Origin of the sequence: Cloacibacillus sp., from assembly GCF_020860125.1 — a bacterium.
Taxonomy (GTDB): domain Bacteria; phylum Synergistota; class Synergistia; order Synergistales; family Synergistaceae; genus Cloacibacillus.
In genome coordinates, this window is the sequence record NZ_JAJBUX010000123.1 from 1 (window position 1) to 22,160 (window position 22,160).

At 47.0% G+C, this 22,160-nt stretch carries 20 protein-coding genes; 3 read left to right on the top strand and 17 right to left on the bottom strand.

The annotated features are described in order from the left end of the window. From LIO98_RS15035 to LIO98_RS15105, 15 genes are all read right to left on the bottom strand, one after another. Positions 1-584, bottom strand: a 584-nt coding sequence (locus LIO98_RS15035; RefSeq protein WP_291958955.1) for an EpsG family protein, incomplete at its 3' end; no start/stop codon positions are given. Further along, complete coding sequence (locus tag LIO98_RS15040) at positions 584-1,513, bottom strand: glycosyltransferase (RefSeq protein WP_291958956.1); 930 nt, start codon at positions 1,511-1,513, stop codon at positions 584-586. The genes LIO98_RS15035 and LIO98_RS15040, both read right to left, overlap by 1 nt. 1 nt (position 1,514) lies before the next feature. Then, the gene (locus LIO98_RS15045; RefSeq protein WP_291958958.1) at positions 1,515-2,318 is read right to left on the bottom strand and encodes a hypothetical protein; all 804 of its coding nucleotides are present in this window, start codon (positions 2,316-2,318) and stop codon (positions 1,515-1,517) included. 50 nt (positions 2,319-2,368) lie between these two features. Next, the gene (locus LIO98_RS15050; protein WP_291958960.1) at positions 2,369-3,508 is read right to left on the bottom strand and encodes an N-acetyl sugar amidotransferase; all 1,140 of its coding nucleotides are present in this window, start codon (positions 3,506-3,508) and stop codon (positions 2,369-2,371) included. Beyond that, the gene (locus tag LIO98_RS15055; protein ID WP_291958961.1) at positions 3,505-5,619 is read right to left on the bottom strand and encodes a bi-domain-containing oxidoreductase; all 2,115 of its coding nucleotides are present in this window, start codon (positions 5,617-5,619) and stop codon (positions 3,505-3,507) included. Before LIO98_RS15055 ends, LIO98_RS15050 begins: the two co-directional genes overlap by 4 nt. Before the next feature lie 15 nt (positions 5,620-5,634). Continuing rightward, positions 5,635-6,855, bottom strand: a complete 1,221-nt coding sequence (locus tag LIO98_RS15060) for a nucleotide sugar dehydrogenase (protein ID WP_291958962.1) — start codon at positions 6,853-6,855, stop codon at positions 5,635-5,637. Beyond that, entirely contained in the window at positions 6,852-8,738 is a 1,887-nt protein-coding gene (locus LIO98_RS15065; protein ID WP_291958964.1) for a heparinase II/III family protein, read from the bottom strand. The genes LIO98_RS15060 and LIO98_RS15065 overlap by 4 nt, the downstream gene beginning before the upstream one ends. Beyond that, positions 8,735-10,009 (bottom strand): glycosyltransferase family 4 protein, encoded by a 1,275-nt coding sequence (locus LIO98_RS15070; protein ID WP_291958966.1) that lies wholly within the window; start codon positions 10,007-10,009, stop codon positions 8,735-8,737. Before LIO98_RS15070 ends, LIO98_RS15065 begins: the two co-directional genes overlap by 4 nt. Beyond that, positions 10,009-10,629, bottom strand: coding sequence for an acetyltransferase (locus tag LIO98_RS15075; protein ID WP_291958968.1), 621 nt, complete (start codon positions 10,627-10,629; stop codon positions 10,009-10,011). Before LIO98_RS15075 ends, LIO98_RS15070 begins: the two co-directional genes overlap by 1 nt. Beyond that, complete coding sequence (locus LIO98_RS15080; RefSeq protein ID WP_291958970.1) at positions 10,616-11,251, bottom strand: sugar transferase; 636 nt, start codon at positions 11,249-11,251, stop codon at positions 10,616-10,618. The genes LIO98_RS15075 and LIO98_RS15080 overlap by 14 nt, the downstream gene beginning before the upstream one ends. A 1-nt stretch (position 11,252) precedes the next feature. Then, the gene (locus LIO98_RS15085) at positions 11,253-12,443 is read right to left on the bottom strand and encodes an aminotransferase class I/II-fold pyridoxal phosphate-dependent enzyme (RefSeq protein WP_291958972.1); all 1,191 of its coding nucleotides are present in this window, start codon (positions 12,441-12,443) and stop codon (positions 11,253-11,255) included. 16 nt (positions 12,444-12,459) lie between these two features. Next, positions 12,460-12,864 carry a sugar transferase gene (locus LIO98_RS15090; RefSeq protein ID WP_291958974.1) on the bottom strand — a complete coding sequence of 135 codons (405 nt, stop codon included), beginning with the start codon at positions 12,862-12,864 and terminating at the stop codon, positions 12,460-12,462. Positions 12,865-13,193: 329 nt separating this feature from the next. Continuing rightward, positions 13,194-15,071, bottom strand: a complete 1,878-nt coding sequence (locus LIO98_RS15095) for a nucleoside-diphosphate sugar epimerase/dehydratase (RefSeq protein ID WP_291958976.1) — start codon at positions 15,069-15,071, stop codon at positions 13,194-13,196. Between the two features lie 18 nt (positions 15,072-15,089). Continuing rightward, on the bottom strand, positions 15,090-15,974 hold the full coding sequence (locus LIO98_RS15100) for a Wzz/FepE/Etk N-terminal domain-containing protein (protein WP_291958978.1): 885 nt from the start codon (positions 15,972-15,974) through the stop codon (positions 15,090-15,092). Between the two features lie 152 nt (positions 15,975-16,126). After that, on the bottom strand, positions 16,127-17,254 hold the full coding sequence (locus LIO98_RS15105; protein WP_291958979.1) for a sodium ion-translocating decarboxylase subunit beta: 1,128 nt from the start codon (positions 17,252-17,254) through the stop codon (positions 16,127-16,129). Between the two features lie 135 nt (positions 17,255-17,389). Here LIO98_RS15105 and LIO98_RS15110 point away from each other — a divergent pair, with 135 nt between their 5' ends. From LIO98_RS15110 to LIO98_RS15120, 3 genes are read left to right on the top strand one after another with little or no spacing between them, the layout of a single operon-like run. Further along, on the top strand, positions 17,390-18,322 hold the full coding sequence (locus LIO98_RS15110) for a DMT family transporter (RefSeq protein ID WP_291958980.1): 933 nt from the start codon (positions 17,390-17,392) through the stop codon (positions 18,320-18,322). 3 nt (positions 18,323-18,325) lie between these two features. Further along, entirely contained in the window at positions 18,326-19,579 is a 1,254-nt protein-coding gene (locus tag LIO98_RS15115) for an MFS transporter (protein ID WP_291958982.1), read from the top strand. Next, positions 19,576-20,493: a DMT family transporter gene (locus LIO98_RS15120; RefSeq protein ID WP_291958983.1), complete on the top strand. Its 918-nt coding sequence runs from the start codon at positions 19,576-19,578 to the stop codon at positions 20,491-20,493. The genes LIO98_RS15115 and LIO98_RS15120 overlap by 4 nt, the downstream gene beginning before the upstream one ends. 453 nt (positions 20,494-20,946) lie before the next feature. Here the strand turns inward: LIO98_RS15120 and LIO98_RS15125 are convergent, their stop codons facing one another. Together LIO98_RS15125 and LIO98_RS15130 are read right to left on the bottom strand one after the other, a co-directional pair. Beyond that, positions 20,947-21,615: a cytochrome c biogenesis CcdA family protein gene (locus LIO98_RS15125; protein ID WP_276798701.1), complete on the bottom strand. Its 669-nt coding sequence runs from the start codon at positions 21,613-21,615 to the stop codon at positions 20,947-20,949. A 1-nt stretch (position 21,616) separates the two neighbouring features. Then, positions 21,617-22,123, bottom strand: coding sequence for a TlpA disulfide reductase family protein (locus LIO98_RS15130; protein WP_291958986.1), 507 nt, complete (start codon positions 22,121-22,123; stop codon positions 21,617-21,619). Between the last annotated feature and the right edge of the window lie 37 nt (positions 22,124-22,160).

Consider the following 22,160-nt stretch of genomic DNA (forward strand, 5'->3'; position numbering starts at 1 on the left):
GAGATAGATAATATTATAATATACGCATATTTTAATATTTTACAATTTGAGATATAATCGTATAGAATATATATAAAATAGATAATAAATAATTTATGAATACATGAAGCAATAATAAGTATAGTTATAAAAAATAATCTACCGTATTTATCTCTTGTCGTGTATTCAATAAATCCAAATAGAAAAAGAGCCATTGCTATAAAGTTACGAATTTGAATAATGTCTAATGACATTGGGTATATAACATATAACGAAAATAAGAAAAATAAATATTTTATTGGCAATATTCTTGAGAAAGCGTTATGTATAATAAATATCACTAATAATGATAATATGACACGATACATTGCATAATTAAGACCAATTTCGCGTAGTATCTTATTTAACATCACATAAGCATATTCTACGGAAACATCATACCCCTCATAGATATTTTTATATGCTATATAATCAGGATTATCCCAATTTATTGCAAATACAATAAAAATTATTAGAACTAAACCCTTAAGAAAAAAACCATAACGACGCGTCGTCACTGCCATCATAACAAGCAGAGAAATACAAAATAGGAATAAATAATCCATTATCTAGCATACCTATCATAAATATCTTGATGTTGGCGCTTCCTCATGAATACCCCATCCAAAGTACCACTATAAACTGCGGATATATATTTTTTTTTATTATCTACAATAATCATAATTGTCATAATCTCATATATTGACCATAGTAAACATTTTAATAACCACATAAGCGCCATCTTTTTATGCTTATAAAATACCAACCATCTGTTTCTATAAATATAATAATAACGTATTGGATTATGCCCAGAAAAAACAAATTTTATTCCACATACATATTTTGAGATAGGGGCACCCAACGAGTGGTATAATATCGCTTTTTTGCATTTCTCTATTCGCCCATTATTTTCATAAACAGAAAAATCAAAATCATGATCAACGGCATCAATAAAAAGATCTGAGTAAAAACCTCCTATTGTTTCGGCAAAACGTGTATTTATTAACGAACCAGAAGTGATTGGCATCAGTCGTTTTTTCCTATTACTCCGATATAGAAGCAATCTATGTACTAGAGATCCTTCGATATTCTTTTTAAAATTTTCATCATTTATAGTCGGAATAATTACCGCCAAAGGTTCATTTTTATTGCCTTTTAATTTATCCTTTTCTATAAAATCACTCATGGCAACCAAATATTCTTCGCCACAGACACTGTCTTGATCCATAGTAAGCAACCAATCTTTATTTTCTCTTAATGCAATTGCCAATGCTTGGTTTAATGCCACACCTATTCCTTTGTTTTCATTATTACACATTACATGAAGATTATATTTGTAAAATTCGGTTATTAGTGAATTATTTATAGATTTAAAATTTGACGAACCATTGTCAATGATATAAATGTCAAGCTTAGGTGGCAGACTTTTCAACAATTTTATCAGTGTTATTATATCAGGATTATATGTTATTATAGACACAGCGACATTTTGCATACTAAAACTGCTTTCTTTGTGAATCGTAATACATATTCCTAATGAACATTACGGATTCTCTCATCATATGAACTTTTACAGATGTCTTCAGTTTTCCCGTTACTTTTTTCTCTTTATGCGTCACTTCCAATTCAGAATCATAATACTCTTTATAACCTAATAACCTGATAATTTCTGATATATAAGCCTCTTCACTATACATTAAACACGGAAAAGGTCTTTTCAACATTTCTATTATAATTTTTTCTGAAATAATAAAAAAACATCCATGAGCTTCTTCAATAAAGCAACTCTCAGGTTTCTCTTTTTTTCTAAATAATGATTTTAAGTAAGAAAGATAAAAATATATTTTTGCAAGATATGAGAATTTTAGAACAAACAATAGTATATCTAATTTTTCTTTTGTATGTCTCTTCATATACTGAGGATTACCATAAGATTTAGATTGCAGTTGATATATAGAAGGCCCAATGCACGCTACTTTTTCTGGATATTCCTTTATGAATAGATCAGAAATGAACGTCTCTGATTGTATTTCAATATCCGTATTACTCATTATAACCCACTTAATCATAATGTCAGGTTCATGCCGTTTAAACTCTTTATAGCCATTTAGCATTCCATTTAAATAGCCTAAATTTTTGCAAGCATCAACTACATAAGATTTTATTGCCAAGCCTTCTAACGCTTTTAACAACCTGACTTTATTCCACCCATCAGAAAAAAGATTTATATTTATAATTAAATATATTCTTTCTGCTACATCTTGTTTTGTTAACATAGCAGCATACTCTAGTACTTCCATTTCATTTGCATAACAATTGACGAGATTAACCACAAAACAACTATTAATACTCATTTCCTGAAATTCCTTTTTTCAATTCCTAAAAGCATGGCCAACTTTATTGCTTTGTTTATCATGCCAAAGCTGTTTTTATAATCCCTGAATGTTTTATTAGGCAATCTGAAGAATTCCATCAATTCTATTGTTGTAATTCCAAGTTTATCACATATAAACTCCATATCTTCTTGAGCGATGCCTTCGTCATAAGGTTGTTCAGCAATCTCTTTCAATGCTTCATCCCTAGTCATCTGTCCAGTTAAGATAAGACTTGAGAAATAGCAACGACGCTTATCATAACCAAATTTACGCGGTAGCCACCAGCCTTCATAAAATCTAGTGAAGCGATCTTCATAATGTTTGTTAGCATACTGTTCCCAGCCAAACCTATCTGAAAGCAACACTGTAGCAGCATCCTTCCTGTAGTCCACATAGTTTAAAGGCTTAACAACTTTGATTCCCTTAAAATATCGATACCAGATGCGGTATTTAAACATACTGCAAAGTGGAAACTCTTTTAATGGCCGTGTACCAAAACACCTATGAATATCACGCAGTAGCTTAACATCGTTGTAATATGTCCATTCCTGTGGGGGTTTAACACACTCTGTCGAATTATTTCCGCCAGTCATCACATATTTGAAACCATTTTTCGCGGCATAATTGCACAATGCAGAGAAGATCGCCGTGTCCTGAGGCGTATCTTGATATGGTACAGCTGATTTAAAGAAAGCCAACTGTAGGTCTTTCATTTCTTCCCAGTTTATCGTAAGAGTAACGATATCCAACCCTAACTTTTTAACAAGGTTATCAACATTATTATTGGCAACATTTAAGTTCCAACCAGTATCCACCGAAACCAGTAACGAATTAAGAGATAGCTTTTCTTTAACAACATAGGTCAAATAAGAGCTATCTGTACCTCCGCTCATACCAATGATGCAATTATATTTTTTATCGGCAGTATCACGTCTTATTTTATCAGAAATGTTAAGCAGTTCTTTACTACCTTGTTCGTCAGGATGCCAGCTTGGAAGGATAGTATTATAATAATTATCGCAAAAATCACAATGACCATTTTTATCAAATCTAATTTGCGGATCAGAAGTGTCCATAATGCAGTTAGTACAGATCCTGTACTCTAGATTATTCATTGTTTACCTCCAAAAATTCTTTCAAAAATCATTCTATGGTTCACAAATGCATCCTCAATAGCATTGTTCTCTGATTTGCCTGAGATCACAGACGCAATATGCTTATATTCATCATAGATACCCTTATCCTGCCGCAATTTGATCATAACTGCTTTGATATTCCCGTAAATCCTCATGCTAATGTAGTTGTTCAGTTCGCACACAGAACCATTGGAAAACACTCTAAGCTGTTCTTTAGGATACTTCTTGGATCCCATAGAGGTGTAGATTATGCTTGCCGCCGCACCCGAGGAAAAACGTAATGTTACGATGGCGTTATCATTCTTCGGATAAGCTTCGTTGGCAGCGTATGTGACGTCCAATGACTCCAATTTGCTGCCATCAAGGTATTGGATCGTATCCACAAAATGACATGCTTCGCCAATGATCCGCCCTCCTCCGACAGCTTCATCCTGCGTCCAGTGGTTCTCTGGAATATAGCCTGCATTAGCAATATAGTCATAAACAGCTGGAATTTTATCTGTGGACAACATCTCCTTTATTTTATTAACCAGAGGTGAATAGCGTCTGTTCATACCGCAAAAAAGCTCACCGTTAGATGATCTATACGCCGACTCGATATGCTCCAGTTCATCAAGCGTTAGACACAGCGGTTTTTCACAATACACATGCTTGTTAGCTTCCAACGCTTCAAGGATGAACTTCGCATGGGTATTATGGTTGGTCGAGATAATTACAAGATCAATCTCTGGATCATCAATGAGTCTCCTGTACTCGTTAGTTATATATTCAAAGTAAAAAGAACTCGACGCCTGCGCTGCACCAATACCACCAGTACTAGCAAGAGCTTTAAGCTCGTATAGCCCTGTACTCTGCATAATCGGGAGTAGGGTATTTCTAGAAAAATTACCGGAGCCAATAAGTCCGACTCGAATTTTGCCGCCAATTATTTTTTTTGCGGAGTTTGTAATGACTGGTGTCCATTTTTTATCGCGTTCTGGATACTGGAGAAGTACACCAATATAGCGCTCATGATTCGTGTTAGTCGTGATCATCTCATACGCCCTGGCAGCTTCCTCGAATGGAATAACATGTGTGATGAGATCGGTAAAATCAGCTCGGCCCTCGCTGATGAGCCGGACAAACTCTTCGATATTTCGACCTTCAGTAAAGCGTACATGGCCAATGGGGTAGTCCACACCATTGTCTTCATAACTAGGATCATACCGTCCTGGACCATATGATCGAGCAATTGTGAATGTCAATTCTTTCGCGTAATAGGGGCGGCGATCAAGATTCATCTGAGTGACACCAATCATGCAGATAATGCCACGGTCACGGGCAATATCGGCTGCTAGGTCCATAGGGGAATTGGAATCTGTGGCAGCAGTAATAATGACCTTATCGACACCATTACCTTTTGTGAGCGACCTGGTCATGTCAGCAGCGTTTTCACTGTTGGAATTTATAAATGCTTTAAGACGTGTTCCAGGTAATCGCTTATCGGTGATATCATATGCAATGACATCACAGCCATAAGCATTGAGTATACGGGCTGTAATGTGACCAACCAAGCCAAGTCCTATAACTGCCACCGTTTCTCCTGCTATGATATTTGCCTGGTGGATACCCTGCAAGGCGATACCACCAAGCGCGCACATTGCATATTGGCGATAATCGTTGAGCCCTTCCGGCAATTTAGCGATTAGGTTTCGGTTTACGCGGTTGACTTCCGCGTGATAAGCTTGACCTACCATAGCGACACGGTCATCTTCCACAATATCAGTCACTCCGCGCCCGCAGGCCACCACAGTTCCCACACCAGAATAGCCCATAGGCATAGGCTCAGCCAAGCGAGTGAGAGCTACATCCAAAGTTGTAAGAATGCCATCCGTAGACATTTTTTCAATAATTTTCCGTGCTTGATCGGGACGTGCCAGAACCTTTTGTACAAGATTCTTTCCTCCAAAAGAGGTAAGTCCGCGCTCTGTGCCAGCACTGACAACGGTATATTCCGTCTCTACGATTACATAGTTATCTTTTACGATAGGTGAAGGCGTATCTATAATTTTTACTGAGCCATCATTGACCATCATAAACAGCTGTTTCATCTGGTATCTCCTCACTCACAGCGTATATATATTCGGCAAAGTGCATATTTTTCTGGTATCGAGGATGATTTTACCTCTCAACATTTCCATCTTTTCGCGAATTTCGCTATGCCCAACAAGAATTACCACCATATCGACATCTCTCAGAAAGGCTTCGAATTCGTGATATTGATTAGCGACAACATCGCATTTTACCCACGGGTCATATATTTTTATACCACTAGCCAGATGCTTTTTCATACAATCAAGCATTTGCAAAGTCGGACTTTCACGGATATCGTCAACATCTTCTTTGTATGTAAGGCCGTATAAGCCAACACGGGAGACATCATTAAGCCCCGTCTCTCTCATTATGTCATGGATGCGTTCAAGGACAAATTCCGGCATGGAATCGTTTATTTTGCGAGCGGCTAGTATAATGTTTGCCAAACCAGGGTAGTTACCTACAAGAAACCATGGGTCAACAGAGATACAATGCCCGCCAACTCCAGGGCCTGGGCTGAGTACATTCACACGTGGATGCTTGTTGGCAATGCGGATTATTTCATATACATCCATATTATCACTGCGGCAAATCTTGGCAAGCTCGTTGGCGTAAGCAATGTTGATATCACGAAAGGTATTTTCGACCACTTTTGTCATTTCTGCTGTGCGGATATCTGTAGTAACTATCTCTCCTTCACAGAATGAAGCATATATTTTTTTTACCTTCTCTGCTATTTTAACATCATCCGCACCGACTGTACGGGCATTGTGCTTAAGCTCATAGACCATATTACCAGGAATGATGCGTTCAGGCGCATGAGCCAGGTGGATGTCTCTGCCGGTGACAAAACCACTTTTCTCTACAATGGGACGGATATACTTCTCAACGGTGCCGGGAGATACCGTGGATTCAAGAACGACAGTCGCGCCCTTGGGACAGACCTTCATAATTTCTTTGACGGCCATGACCACATAACGCGCGTCAAGCTTCTTGCTTCGTTTGTCATAGGGCGTTGGCACGGCTACGATGTATATATCCGTTTTCTGGTATTCATGCGAAAACTTTATCCCAACGTTGACCGCAGCTTTAAACAGTTCATCAAGACCACGCTCTTCAAAGGTTGTATGTCCAGTATTAAGCTGAGTAACCAGTTCTTTGTTGTAATCCGTACCAACGACTTCCATACCATGAGACGCAAGCATAAGGGCAGTTGGTAGTCCAATGTAACCAAGACCTATTACGTTGATCATCCGTTATTCTCCTTATCGCTATCTATAAAGTTAATGTGTGTTTCAAAGACGCATTTTCTATCTGTGATTTTCTGTTTTACCATGACACAACTGATTTTTTCTAATTCGTAATAATGGGAACTCATATACGACGAACATAACGAGAGATCCCCGTTTACCCGTACATCACATAAATGTTTTTTATCGCGCATTAGGCGGAATCCACCCTCTCTGACCGAGATATCGCATGGCGAATGGAAAAAGAGCGTGGCTTCGCCTTCGATATCCGTTTCAACGGAATCGAAAATTACATAGCCGTTCTCTTCTATTTTTATGTCTCTTTTATGGAAATAACTGCCATTTCTAGCGGATAATGTTCCAGAAAAGTATTTATCATTCATGTTAAATTTTGTTCGTTTTGTCCAGTTGTATATTAAGAAGGCTCCATCTGAATCCATCTGATCCAGATCATTGATCATCAGGACATTGTGCGAAGCGGTTCGCGCCAGAGACTTCCCTGATGCGTCTGCGTAAGAATAGGTGCCTCCGTCACAAAAAATATTGACGCCCTTGTACCATAAATCCATATGCAGCTGATCCATATGCCCTGGTCTACTTTTATAGTTTTGAAGATATGTTACGAGGAAGCTCTCTCCCGAACGCAGTATGTAGTAACCCGACATATCGTAAGATACGCTTTTGCGTTCGGGAGCCATTATTGGGAAGTCGGTCTTGCCGACAAACCACAATAGTTCTTCATCATAATCTCCGGCCTTATATAATCTGCTGCCAGCCGCGGCGGCATATACCGTGTTTATAACAGGGCGATAGTCTCTGTAATCCTGTGAGGCAACAGGGAAAATCAGGGCTCCGTCATTAGATCCGTAATTCGGTACATAACCATCCTCGTTTTGCATCATAAAAAGCAACTGGGCGCTGTTTTTTATAATCTCATTTGCCTTTTTAGATAAGTAATGGCCCGTCTTTGGTGCGATGCTGAACAGGCATTCCATCAACTGAAGCACAAGCCTCTGATAGTTGGAAGAAAACTGCTTATATCCGCCATCCGCATAGAACTGATCTGAAATCGTCTCTTCAAGCAAGGCATACATTTCCGCGACCTTTTTATCGTCCTCGCAGCACCAAGCGCCGATAATCTGCCCTGTTATCTCGGATATCGTATGGTTATTTTTTATGCACCTTCGGGCATAGAAGAAGTTCGAAAGTATTTTCTTGTAGCTGTCTTTTACAATAGTCCCGACATTGTTTTTCAACTCTGAAGATGCCATTCCAGCCTCTTTGAAGGCTAAATAGACGATGAGAATATTGATCATCCTGATGGCGCATTCCTGCCCACACTTATAATTTATGCCATAGGAGTAGGAGTTGTCTTTCAGCCAGCTCTTGACATGAGCGGCGAAGGCTTCAAAGTATTTGACGTCGCCGGTAAGCAAAAAGGCACGTACCAGACAGTAGCCATGAGTAAATCTCGACGCTTCCCATATTACCTTGATATCCCCTCTGTTCGGATCAAAATCAGGCAGTTTGTACCATTTTGAATCTTTGGGGCTGGACATTTTTGTAACGGGAGAATAATGCCAATCAATCGGATTCTTGTAATCGAAGTTATGGCAGGAGAAGGCGAATAAAACGCCTGATAAGGCGTTGTCCGCACGGGAGATTATCTCTTTCTGCTTCTCTATAGGCAGTTTCTTAAGAAAATCTTTTATGGCGTCAGTTTTTATCTCAAAGATATCTATACGCGATACCGCTGCATTATGTTCAAAGAATCTTTCGGCAAAGGGCAGCAGCCGGAGGCTCTTTAGTTTTAGGCTATAGAGCGACCGATTCAGCAACCAGCAGGCACCATATTCTTTTATGACGAGCTGTAGGATGTTTTTCATCTTACAGTTACCCCGACGCTCTCAAAGACTTTGATAAGTTTGCCTGTCAATACGGAGAAATCAAAATCCTGAGCCCCTAGACCGGCGTTATCCACCATTTTCTTGTATTCTTCACAGGGCATATTCTTTATCTTTAATATTGCTAAAGCCAAACATTCCGCCGTATTTTCAGACAGAGAGATGCCGCATTGATAGCGGTCAATTATGCAGTAGCCCATTTTTACCGTGGAAATCACAGGCTTTTTGCTGGCCATGTATTCAAACAGTTTATTGGAGCTGTTGCCCCTGCCCCAGTTAAACTTTGTTTGTGAATAATTTAGAATGTTAACGGATGACTTTGATAAGATGTACGGGATGTACTTCTTTTCTACAAAGCCCTTAAAAATGACGTTGTCTATTTTTTCGTCCACGACACGTTTTTTGAGACGTTCAAGGTCACTGCCGTCGCCATAGATGAGAATTTTTATGTTGGGGGCGTCTTTTTTTATAATCTTTGCCGCGTCCACAATACATTCAACGTTGTTTACCGGCCTTATGGCGCCGGCATACACCACCTTAAATGACGCGTCATTAAGGTCATTGTCATGCAGAACGTTTTCTTCCATGTTTTGATAAAAGGACTGCAGGTTGACGCCATTGTTTATATAATGACATTTATGCAGGTCGACAGGGCCGCCGTGATTTTCATCCCAACCCATTTCTTTTATATAATCAACATCTCCCTCTTTCGTGAAGATGATGGCGTCTGCGTTTTTGTATATCCATTTTTCTCCTGCAAGAAGTATTTTGCCGGGAAGGCTTTCTTTTTTCAGTTTGCCAAAGGAGAAGATAGCTTCGGGCCACAAGTCCCTGATCTCCGCTACGCAGGGGACGGAGAATTTCCTTGCAATCAGAATACCAGCTACACATGTCAAAGGATGTACGCTTGAAGCCAAAATAACATCTGGAGTACCAAAACGAGAGGCAACAGGCTTAACGATTCGTAATAAATTGAAAAAAAACGACATCATGTTCTTTATTCGCGAAAATCCGTTTCCTTTATTATATGGAGATGTTTTTACATATACAAAGGGAACTTTTTCAGAATTCTCTATTATATATTTGCCCTGCTCAATCTTAACATCATTGCCGTTAAAATGAGATACATTTGACGCAAAGACAATTGAAGCAAAACCTGCTTTTTCCAGACCTAAAGCAAAGTAAAAATGTCTTAGTGAAGGTCCTTGTGAAGGAGTATTAGCATAATGGTTAAAAATCCAGATGTTTTTCATCACTTTATTTTTCTGGCAGGCACACCAACATATGTGCCAGGGATTCGCAGATCATTAATAACAACCCCGTTAGCGCCAACGACAATATCGGAACTTATGTTGATACATGGAAGAACAGCGGAATTTACTCCTAAGAACGAACCATCTTCCATCTGCACACCACCAGCAAGATGACAGCCTGGTGCGATATGACAAAAATTTCCAATACGGCAGTCGTGGTCAATCGAAGCTGATGTATTGATTATTGTATGAGCGCCTATAACTGTATCGGGCTGAATAACCACACCTGCAAATATCACAGACCCTTCCTTTATGGTTACAGACTTATGAATCCACGCATGAGGGTGAACCAATGTATCCCAGCGCACATTTACAAAATTTTTGCTGATATTGCGGCGCACTTCGTTGTTTCCGATAGCAATGACGGCTGAAATGTTCTGTTTATCCGGAAGTGATACTATTGGCCCTGTGATGGGAATGTCCCATAGTTTTGTCCCCCACAGTTTCTGGTTGTCGTCAAAGATCCCCAGGCATTTTCTCCCCTGTTCCTCAAGCAGAGCGATAATAACTTTGGCATGACCACCTGCGCCTATGATATATATATCTTTATCTTGCGGCATAGCCGTCACTTCCTTTAAACAGCGGCATCGTCGCTTCGCCTTCGGCGCTTATTCCCTCATGTTTCAGTACTTTTTGTATCGTCATGAGGATGATCTTCATGTCCAGCAGGAACGACCAGTTGTCTATGTACCAGATGTCGTTCTTGAATTTTTCTTCCCACGTTATCGCGTTGCGTCCATGTATCTGCGCCCAGCCGGTTATGCCTTGCGGAACATCAAGACGTCGTTTCTGGTCTTTGTTATATAACGGCACGTATTCCAGTAGTAACGGCCTCGGCCCTACAAGGCTCATTTCCCCCTTCAAGACGTTTATGAGCTGCGGCAGTTCGTCTATGCTCGACGAACGTATTTTTTGTCCCAGCGGCGTCAGTCTTTCCGCATCTGGCAGGAGCTCTCCGTTTTTGTCTTTTGCGTCGGTCATCGTCCGGAATTTATATAGTTTGAACGGCTTTCCCTCTTTTCCTGCTCTCATTCTGTTGAAGAAAACAGGGCATCCCATTTCTCTGGTTATTTTGTATGCCGTCCACAGCAATATTGGTGAGAACACCAATATCCCGATGGCAGCTCCGCTGATGTCGAATATTCTTTTTAATATCCTCTGAAATGGTTTGTCTCTCGTCATTTTATTTTGAGAGGCACTCCTTTAGGGATTTTATTACCCAGTCCTGTTCTTCCTCGGTCATCGCAGAAGCAGAGGGCAGGCAGATACCGGTGTTGAAGAGGTTGTCGGATACGCTTCCATTTTCACCTTCATCATGCGTGAAGTATTTGCTTCCGGCAAAGTACGGCTGGAGGTGCATCGGTTTCCATACAGGACGGCATTCTATGTTTTGTTGGTTCATGTAGTTGATTATGTCCATAAAGTTTTTCCCCGTCGACGGGGCTACCGTAATTGCCGTCAGCCATTGGATGGAGTGGCATTTGGGTGCTTCAGGCATGAATGATATGCCGTGGGTATCGGACAGCTCTTTTTTGTATGTCGCGTAAATTTCACGCCTTCTTGCGATACGCTCTTCAAGATGGAGCATCTGTCCGCGTCCGACGGCAGCGAGCAGGTTGCTCATCCTGTAGTTGTAACCTATTTCCGTATGTTCGTACCATGGGGCGCTGTCACGTGCCTGTGTCGCCCAAAAACGGGCCTTTTGGATGTATTCTTCGTCGTCGGAGAGGAGCATCCCGCCGCCTGAGGTGGTTATTATCTTGTTGCCGTTGTATGAATATATTCCGACTTTTCCAAAGGAGCCGCACATCTTTCCGTAGTATGACGCGCCAAGCGCCTCCGCAGCGTCTTCAAGTATTGGGACACCATATCTATTGCAGATCGCGCAAATCTCATCCATCTTAGGCGGCTGCCCGTAGAGTTCGGCCACGATGACGCATTTGGGCATTTTGCCGGTTTTTACGGCATCGTCAAAGGCCTTTTGTAGAGCGACGGGAGACATGTTCCATGTATCTTCGTCGGAATCGATGAAGACAGGCGTAGCTTTTTGGTAGACTGCCGGGGCGACGGAGGCGATAAATGTCAGGGTGGAGCAGAATACCACGTCACCGGCCTTGACGTCCAGCAACCGTAAACCTAGATGGATTGCCGCACTGCCACATGAGAGGGCAAGCGCCGCTTTTACTCCGGTGTATTCCGCAGTTTCTTTTTCAAAGGCATCTACATGGGGACCAAGTGGCGCTATCCAGTTAGAATCAAACGCCTCTTTGATGAAATTCAGCTCGTCTCCGCTCATATGGGGGTATGAGAGCAGGATTCTTTTATCCGGTCTGCTGATTTCTTTCGTGACGCAATGTGTTTTATAATCCAGCATTAAAATCCACTCTTTCCTAATTCTTCTGTGTCGCTATCTGCCACATACTGATTCCATAATACTGGCCGATGAGTGCCATCTGACCGGCTAGTATATTTATTATCTGTGGTAATTCATCCAGACTCGTCTTACGCAGGAATCTACCTATCTTTGTTATATACGCATCAGGGTTAGCCAGAAGGTGCGTCGGCATATCCTTTGGTGTATCTATTCTCATGGTACGGAATTTATAGATGTAAAAATGTGATTTATGTATGCCGATTCGTTTTTGCTTAAAAAATATGGGGCCGGGAGTATCCAGCTTTATCAGCAGAGCTATTGCAATCAGTACTGGGGAGAGCAGGACAACAGCACTCAGCGCTAGGACAAAATCCATAACGCGCTTGGTTACGATATAAATATGTGAGCTATTATCAGCCATCTGTACCTCGCACCCCAACGTCAATATTATTACCAATTTCGTTTTCACAGGCCGCCAATAAAAATACCGTTGACCCTATACTATTTTAGTCTCGGATATTCTAACATAGATTATAGCTTTTACGTAGTCCAGTTCAAGTATCTTTCTTTTTTTATTTTCCACAAAATTCGTCATTTTGATAAGGCTACCTTTTTGCCACGAATATTTACTCATAAGTTAAGCTGGCCACGGTATAACGTTTTATTTTTTCACGCAATAGTTTGTTAAATTTTACCGTACACGCACATTATGTTTTCTGCCTTTGGATAGCAGAAAGTAATCCTCTTTGGTTATGCCTTTTGTTTTTGCGTAGTCTCTATCCCCAGACCGAGTATCTCCTCTTTCAGCGAATCTCCGGATAATTCTCCACTCGCCGCGTTAAGGAGGATGGCGCTCACCGTCGGCAAGATGCTTTCCGCCTCCGGCGTCAGCTTGCTTTTGAATATTTTCGCATGTCCCGTCGTATCCACGTGGCCGGGGTCGTAGAATAGCTCCTCGTAGAGTTTTTCACCCGTGCGGATACCGGTATATTTTATCTGTATATCTTTGTGCGGTTCATAGCCGTGCAGGCGAATGAGGGTTTCGGCCATGTCGGAGATGTTAACCGGCTCGCCCATGTCTAAGACAAAGAGTTCGCCCCCATCGCCCATCGCGCCGGCCTGGAGCACGAGGCTGACGGCCTCGGGGATGAGCATGAAGTAGCGTTTCATCTGCGGGTGGGTGACGGTAACGGGACCGCCCTCGGCTATCTGGCGCTCAAATTTCGGCACGACGCTGCCGCGGCTGCCGAGAACGTTGCCGAAGCGCACGGCCATGTATTTAGTCCGGGGGTATTCCTGCTGTACGGAGAGCAGCAGGCGCTCGGCGGCGCGCTTCGTCGCCCCCATCACGCTTGTGGGGTGCACCGCCTTATCGGTGGAGATCATCACGAAACGCTCCACGTTATACCTGCCGGCGAGCGTGGCGATGTTCCAGGTGCCATAGGCGTTGACGCGCAGCGCCTCGCGCGGGTTGTCCTCCATCAGCGGCACATGTTTATGCGCCCCCGCGTGGAATACGACCTGCGGCGCGAACCGCTCGAATATCGACTTCATCGTCGTTTCGTCGGCGATATCGGCGATTATCGGAATCACCGGCACGGTGTTGCCACACTCGGCAAGGGATTCCATCAGCAGATAGATCGACTGTTCCCCGTGGCCAAGGGCCAGGAGCTTTTCCGGCTGGCGCGCAAGCAGCTGGCGGCATATCTCGGAGCCGATGGAGCCCCCGGCACCGGTGACAAGCACGGTTTTGCCGCCTATCAGCGATTTGATGTTTTCATCGTCAAGTTTTATCGGCTCACGGCGCAGCAGGTCCTCCAGGTTGACTGAGCGCAGACGGCTGACGTTCACCTGTCCGTCCGCAAGGGTGAGCAGGCTGGGAAGCACACGCACCGTCACCTTTTCTTTACTCAGTATCTCGACATATTCTCTCATCTGCGCGCCGGTAGCCGAGGGGATCGCGATCAGCACCGTATCGACCGCGCAGCGTTTTATTAGTGTGGAGATATCCTGTTTGCCGCCCAGCACCTTAAGCGAGGCCACGGTCATGTTGCGCAGATTCGGGTCGTCGTCGATGAAGCCGACGGGATACATCACCGAGGAATTCCGCAGAAGGTCGCGCGCAAGTATAGTTCCGGCCTCGCCGGCTCCCACAATGAGCACGCGCTGTTCGGGCATATTGTGGGCGTTGCGGCTGACGAGCGCCAGACGCCAGACGGCCCGCGTTCCCGTCAGAAGGATGAAGGCGATCAGTATAAAGATTAGGAACGACGACCGCGGCACGCCAACCACCCGAAATGTGCTGTTGAAGGCGAGGAATACGCAGACACCGATCCAGTACCAGCTGGAAAACCGCGCATATTCTTCTATGCTGGCCCGCGGCCACATTACCGTATATGTCTGTCCCGCGAAGAGCGAGGCAAGGATGATGATGGAAAATACCGCCGCCGTGACCAGAAAATCGTTAACATACCGCCCCTCAAGCAGGTATGAGAGGCGCAGCGCGTAACCAGTGAAGACGGCAACTATTAAAGATAAAAAGTCGACCAGCAGCACGCGTCTGTTGCGCATGCCGAACCATAATACTATTGAGAGTATCTTTCGGTAGAACGGCCCAGTCGTTGCCATCTTTATCCTCCTCTTAAATTAGGAACGCAGCAGCATCCTCAGGCGTTTCTTTTTCTCCGCCGTGGCGGCGTCTTCGTCAGAGGATTTCCAAAAATGACGCGCAAAGGCGAGCATCACAGCACAAAATAACCCCAACAGCGCCGATAATACCACAATTTTACCACGTCCCTGCGGCGCCTTTTCATCGGGCAGCGAAGCGGGCGAAATAAGCTGTATCACCATTGGGCTCTTGTCTTTTATTTTACGGTTTTCGTCATATTGGGTCAACATAGTATACAGGTCCAGCAGCGAAGTGATCTTTGGACTGCCGCCATCAGATGATTTTTTCTCTATCTCATTGATTTTTTTCTTGATCGTCCCTTCAAGGTAGGCGTCTTTGTTGGAAACCGTAGCGGTGATCCCCATCTCTTCGAGCGTGCCAACTGTCTTGTTGTAGATGAAGCCGGCCATCTTCATTGCCGTCTCCGGTTCGGAGGCATCTACTTTGAGCGTGATGACACTGTTTTTATCAATGTCCACTTTTATATCTTTTTCGAGCTCTCTTCTCGCGGTGATCCGCGACTGCGAGCCGCCACCCCTTGTCTTCAGCAGGCCAAATTCGTCGATCACGACGTCAAGCGTGGCGTTGCTCAAGATAACGCCGCCAACAATATTGCCCGGCATCTGTACCGCGAAGTCCCCGTTATCCAACACGGACGACGTAAGCGGCATCATCTGGACTTCGCTGCTGTATTTTGGCTCCGTAAGGAAGAACGCGTAAAGAAGCCCCGCCAGAGTAAAGAGCAGCACCGTTCCGATAATCAGCTTTTTCTGTTCGGCAAGGACTATAAGTATATCCAGTATGGACATTTCCTCATCACAATTTTCCGGATATAATTCCTGTTCGCTAGAATAATTACTCATATCAGACCTCCGCAAGATGTTATGCCTACAAGTATGCTTCAATACTTGACAGATTAATCTTTAAGTTGCGGCGAAAAACACAACTTGAGTATTGTAGCACACTATATGCGGATATTGTAGCTTATATAATTTAATATAACAGTAAAAAGTACTTACCCGAGATAAGCCAGCAGCGCGCCTCCCGCGAGCACGGAGCCGATCTGCCCCGCGACGTTGGCGCCGACGGCGTGCATCAGCAGGTGGTTGCTGGGGTCGGCCTTCTGTCCCAGCCGCTGGATGGTGCGCGCGGACATCGGGAAGGCCGATATCCCCGCCGCCCCGATCATCGGGTTGATGCGCTTATCTTTCGGCAGGAAGAGATTCAGCAGCTTCGCGGTGAGCACGCCGCCCGCGGTGTCCAGCACGAAGGCGACAAGCCCCATCGCGATTATCACGAGAGTATTCACGTTGACGAATTTTTCACCCGTCATCGTCGCGGCGATCGCAAAGCCCAAGAGTATTGTCACAATATTTGCCAGCTCGTTCTGCGCGGCGTTGGAGAGACGGTCGGTGACGCCGCTGACGCGCAGCAGGTTGCCGAACATGACAAAGCCGAGCAGTGAGACGGAGGCGGGGGCGACGATACCGCCGAGAATGGTTATGAGTATCGGGAAGAGTATCAGCATGCGGCGTGACACCGGCCGGTCGGCGTAGGGCATCTTCATGCAGCGCTCGTTCTTGGTGGTGAGGGCCAAAATCACCGGCGGCTGAATGAGCGGCACAAGGGCCATGTATGTATAGGCCGCCACCGATATCGGTCCCAGCAGGTTAGGCGCGAAACGCGTCGATACATATATCGAAGTCGGCCCGTCCGCGGCGCCGATGATACCGATCGAGGCCGCCTCGTAGATATCATAGCCAAAGAATAGCGCGAGGCCCATGGTGAGGAATATACCCATCTGCGCGGTAAGGCCGAAGAGGAACATCTTCGGGTTTGCCAGCAGCGGCGTGAAGTCGCACATCGCGCCAACGGCGATCAGGATCAGCAGTGGCATGATCTCCGTGGCGATACCGATCTTGAAGAACATCGAAAGCGCCCCCTCGATGAGCTTGCCGCCCGCGATCTGGTCTATCGCGGAAGAAAGGGGAAGGTTCACAAGTATCGTCCCAAATCCCATCGGCAGCAGCAGATTCGGCTCAAACTCCTTTTTGACCGCCAGATAGATCAGCAATCCGCCGACTCCCATCATCACAAGGTTTTGCCACGTTACCGCCTCAAATGTGTGGATGAAGAAATCCATTCTCCGCTCACGTCTCCTTAATATTTTTCTGTATCGCACACTATATCACAAAAGAGGCAAAAGTGAGCCGCCCATCTCACGCACCATGTAAAAAAATAGTGTACAATATATCAGGTGTACAGGGAGGGTCTGCCGATGCCGTTATGGGGTTTTCTGCTCAGTTTTCTTGCCGCCGCGATGTGGGCTGCTTCGCCCATTATGGTCAACTATGGCCTCGCGATCTCAAAGTGTTCGATACACGAAGTAAATCCCTTCCGCGCCGTTGTCTTTTTTGTCACTTCGCTCATCATCGCGCTGATATACAACGGCGGACACATAACGCCCGTCACCTCGCCGCTGATCTATTTCTATCTGTTTGCCGGCGTCTCGGCCGGTTATCTGCTCGGAGACCTCTTTTACTTCATCGCCATCCGTGAGATCGGCGTAAGCCTCGCTGTGCCGATAGCGAACGGCTACCCGATACTGGTGATCTTCACCTCCTGGATACTTCTAGGTGAGCCAGTGACGATGAAGCTGCTCTGGGGCGTCTTCGTTGTGGTCTCAGGCATATTGCTGCTCCGCTTCGGCGGAGAAAAGATCAAGGAGACAAACGACGCGGCGGCGGCGCTCCATAATAAGCGCAGGCTGATGAAGGGCTTTGCCTTCGCCATTGCCGCCGGATGCTTCTGGGCCCTATCCGCGCCGATGACGAAGCTTGTAATCATCACCTCAGAACTCGGCCTTGTCGAAGTCACCTTCTATCGCTCCCTCGCCTTTCTCGTAATCTCCGTCGTCGCGCGCATCGTCACCGTAAAATACCGCCCCGCGCTGACGATCCCGCTGCGGAGCGTCCGGCCCACAGCAGCCATATACTTTGCGGGGGCGGCCTTCGTCGGCCTCTGCCTTGGTTCCATCGTCTACGCGACCTGTCTTGTCGTGATGCCGGTGGCGATCGTGACGGCTATCACGGCCACAAGTCCACTCATCGCCGCGCTCTTCGGCCACTTCGCCCTCAAAGAGCGGCTTTTGAAACTGCAGTGGACGGGGATCGTCCTTATAATCGCCGGCTCCGTCGCCGTGGGGATATAGGAGATGATCTTCCCGAACGCGCTGCGCGCGCTTAACAGCAGAAACTACCGCCTCTTCTTCGCCGCCCAGACCGTCTCTATGACAGGGCTCTGGATGCACCGCGTCGCCGTCGGCTGGCTCGTCTTCCGCCTCACCGACTCCAACAGCGCCCTCGGCCTCATGGACTTTGTCGCTTCGCTGCCGATATGCCTGCTATCGCCCTTCGCGGGGGCGGTTATCGAGCGGCTTGATTTGAGAAAAACGCTGTTCTATTTACAGGCGGGCTGTATGTGTATCGCCTTCACGCTCGCTTTCCTCACGCTCACAGAGCTGATCTCCTTCAGGCTCGTAATAATCCTCGCCGTTTCTCGCGGTATGCTTGATGCATTCGAGCTGCCGACGCGCTACTCCCTCGTCTCTTACATGGTGGACAGTAAGGACGACGTCGCCAACGCCGTCGCGCTGAACTCGACGCTCTTTAACACCGCGCGCATGATCGGGCCGACGGTCGGCGGATTCGTAATCCACGCCTTCGGCGAAAGCTTCTGCTTTCTCTCCAACGGCTTCTGCTACCTGACGACCCTTGGGGCGCTGCGCATGATGAGGATGAAAAAGCCCCCCATCGGCAAGACCGGCGGCGAGAGTCACCCGCTGCGCGATACCTGGGAGGGCATCAAGATGGCGCGCCGCTTCGCGCCCTACCGCTACTTCCTCACGCTGATCACGATCACGGGATTCTTTTCCTTCCCTACGATCATCCTCATGCCGGCAATGGCTAAGAGCGTCCTGCACGGCAACTCTAAGACCCTTGGGCTGTTGCTGATGGGGGTAGCCATCGGCGCGCTGGCGGGCTCCCTGCTGATGGCCTCGCGCAAGACCACCGCCGACTACTCCTGGTGGTGTACGCGCACCTGCCTCGGCTTCGGCCTCTCGGTGATGCTCTTTTCGCTGTCGCGCAGCATCCTCTTCGGCATCATCCTCGCCGTGCCAGTAGGCTTCTGCATGGTCACCTGCACCATCGCCTGCAACACACTGATGCAGACCATGAGCGGCGACGCGAGCCGCAGCCGCATCATGGCCCTCTACACACTCGCCATCGTCGGCATCCCGCCCTTCGGCAGCCTGTTGTCGGGTAAGCTCGGCGACATCGTCGGCACCGCCTGGGCGCTGTTCATCTGCGGGATATTCTGCACCGTGGCCGCCTATTACTACATGAAAAAGATAGATAAGGTAAGCTATCAAATACTGCGTGCGCTGAAGCGCGAGGGGGCACTATGAGTTCTAATTCATCAAATTACCGGTCGGTGCTGATCGCCGACATGACGCTGGTCCTGGTCGCATTCATCTGGGGCGCTGGGATTCCGCTCTCCGCGGTGCTCGCGCGGGGGCTGACCCCGCTTTGGGCAGTGGCGCTGCGAATGCTGATCGCCGCCTTTTTCCTCATCCTGATGTTTCCAAAGACGATATTGACCTCTACGCGGCGCGACTGGGGGATATCCCTTATACAGACCTCGATACTGACCTGCGTATTCGTCTCGCTCACCTTCGGTCTCGTCTACAGCACGGCAAGCAAGCAGGCATTCATCGGCGGCCTCAACGTCATTCTGGTGCCAGTCTTCGTCTGGATACTCTATAAGGTGCGCCCCTCCGGCTGGCTCTTCGCGGGAGCGGGAGTCACCACCGTCGGACTGCTCGTCATGGGCTTCACTCCGGGAATGGAATTTAACTTCGGCGACCTGCTGTCCTTTATAATGGCGATATTCTACGCGGCGCAGGTGCTCGGCGCCGATTACTGCGCGCGGCGAGTCGAGCCGACACGGCTCGTGGCGCTGCACATCATTATGCTCGCGGTAATACTCGCCGTACTCGCGCTTATCTTTGAGCCGATCCCGAATCCGCTGACCTTCAGCAAAAAGATCTGGGCCTCGCTGCTCTGCGTCTCGCTCTGCAACACCATCCTCTGCTTCATCCTCCAGTTCCGCGCCCAGAAAAAGACCAGCGCCACCCACGCCGCGGTAATATTCTCCCTTGAGGGCCTCTTCGGCTACATCCTCGCCGTCGCCAGCGGCCAGGACCCCTTCCATCTCCAGGGCGCGCTAGGCGGTGTCCTCATCATCGTCGGTATGCTCATCACAGAGCTTGAGGGCTTCCTAAAGGCAAGGCGCGAACAAAAGGAGCCGGCAACGGAATAGTAAGGAGCGATAAACACAATACGCCGCATAGGTCTCTATTGACGTGCGGCAGAATAAATCACGGTTTAGCACAGGTTTTTGGCGCCCTCTGTGAGGGAGCTGGCTCGGCGATCTTTTCGCCGAGACTGAGGGAGAGTTGACCTTCGGTTCTCCCGCGGCTTCTGCCGCGGGCTCTGTATGGCGCGGGAACCGCGCCATACAGAGCAACACTCCTTCCGTCAGCCGCCAAAAACAGGCGGCCGACACCTCCCTCAGAGAGGGAGGCTAAAAGGGCAAAGTCAAAAGCTAAACCGTAATTTATCTTTTTACCTACCAAAGGGAATCGGCGTTTAGACGTGCTGATGACGACGCGAAATAAGGCCGGAAAACCGCAGGCGCACTTTGGTGCGTCGAGGATTTTCCGGCCTTGTTGAGCTAAGTCAGCGGCGCGTATAAACGCCGATTTCCGGTGATTTAGAATAGAGACGCCCAATAGGCAAAGTAGTCGGTCGCTATCCCCAGTCCGGCCGCAACCAATATCACTCCGGACACCGTTTTGATGACCTTCCCGTTACGCCGCAGCCACTGGAATATCCCCTTTATCCTCGTAAAGAAGAGCGCCGCGAGGATATACGGGATGCCGAGTCCCATCGAGAAGACAAAGAGATAGAATATCCCCTCGCCCACCGTCTTGCCGTTGCCGGCGAGCATCAGCGCCGAGCCGAGGAAGGGACCAAGGCAGGGCGTCCAGCCAAGCGAGAAGGCTCCGCCGAAGAGCAGCGCGCCGACAAAACCGCTCTGCTTGACCTTCACGTCAAGCTTCTTCTCAACATCGAGGAAACCGATATTGAAGACGCCGAGAAAGTGCAGGCCGAAGATCATGATCACGATGCCGCTCACACGCTGCAGCAGCAGCCGGTGGTCGTTAAGTATCGCGCCGAGAGAGGTCGCCGTCGCGCCCATCGCCATAAAGATGAGCGTGAAGCCGGCGACAAAACCAAGCGTGTTTATGACGCTCGCGCGCTTGCCCTTCTCCGTCTCCGCCGCGAGGTACATCAGGTAAACGGGCAGCATCGGCAGCATGCAGGGGGATATGAATGCCAGGAATCCCTCCAGAAAGAGGAGGGGCAGTTCACCCGCCATGTTATTTTTTCGCCTCTTCCACCAGCTTCATGACGGCGGCCTTTGTCGTGCCGCCCTGTATCTGGCCCGTAAGTTTACCCTCTCTGTTGATGACGAAGGTGCTCGGGATATAGCGGATGCCGAAATACTCCGCAAGCTCCTGATCGCTGTCGAGCAGCACCGTCATCGTGTAGCCGGTCTCCTTGATAAAATTCTCGACCTTCGACTTCGTCTCGCGGCGGCCGTCCGTCATATTGACGGCCAGCAGCACGGCGTCGCCGGATTTTTTAAACTCCTTGCTCATCTCGTTAAACTCCGGCATCTCATTGCGGCAGGGAGGGCACCAGCTGGCCCAGAAATTGAGCACTACGACCTTGCCCTTGAACTGATTCAAGGAGACATTTTTGCCGGAAAGATCCTTCAGCGTGAAATTCTCTACCTGCGAGCCGTTGCCGAGGGCAAAGGCCGAGGTGGCGAATACAGAGGCGACTGTCAGCGCGAGAAACAGAAGCAGAAATTTTTTGTACATTACAACCATCTCCGTTTTTCATTTTTTGTGGAGCCAT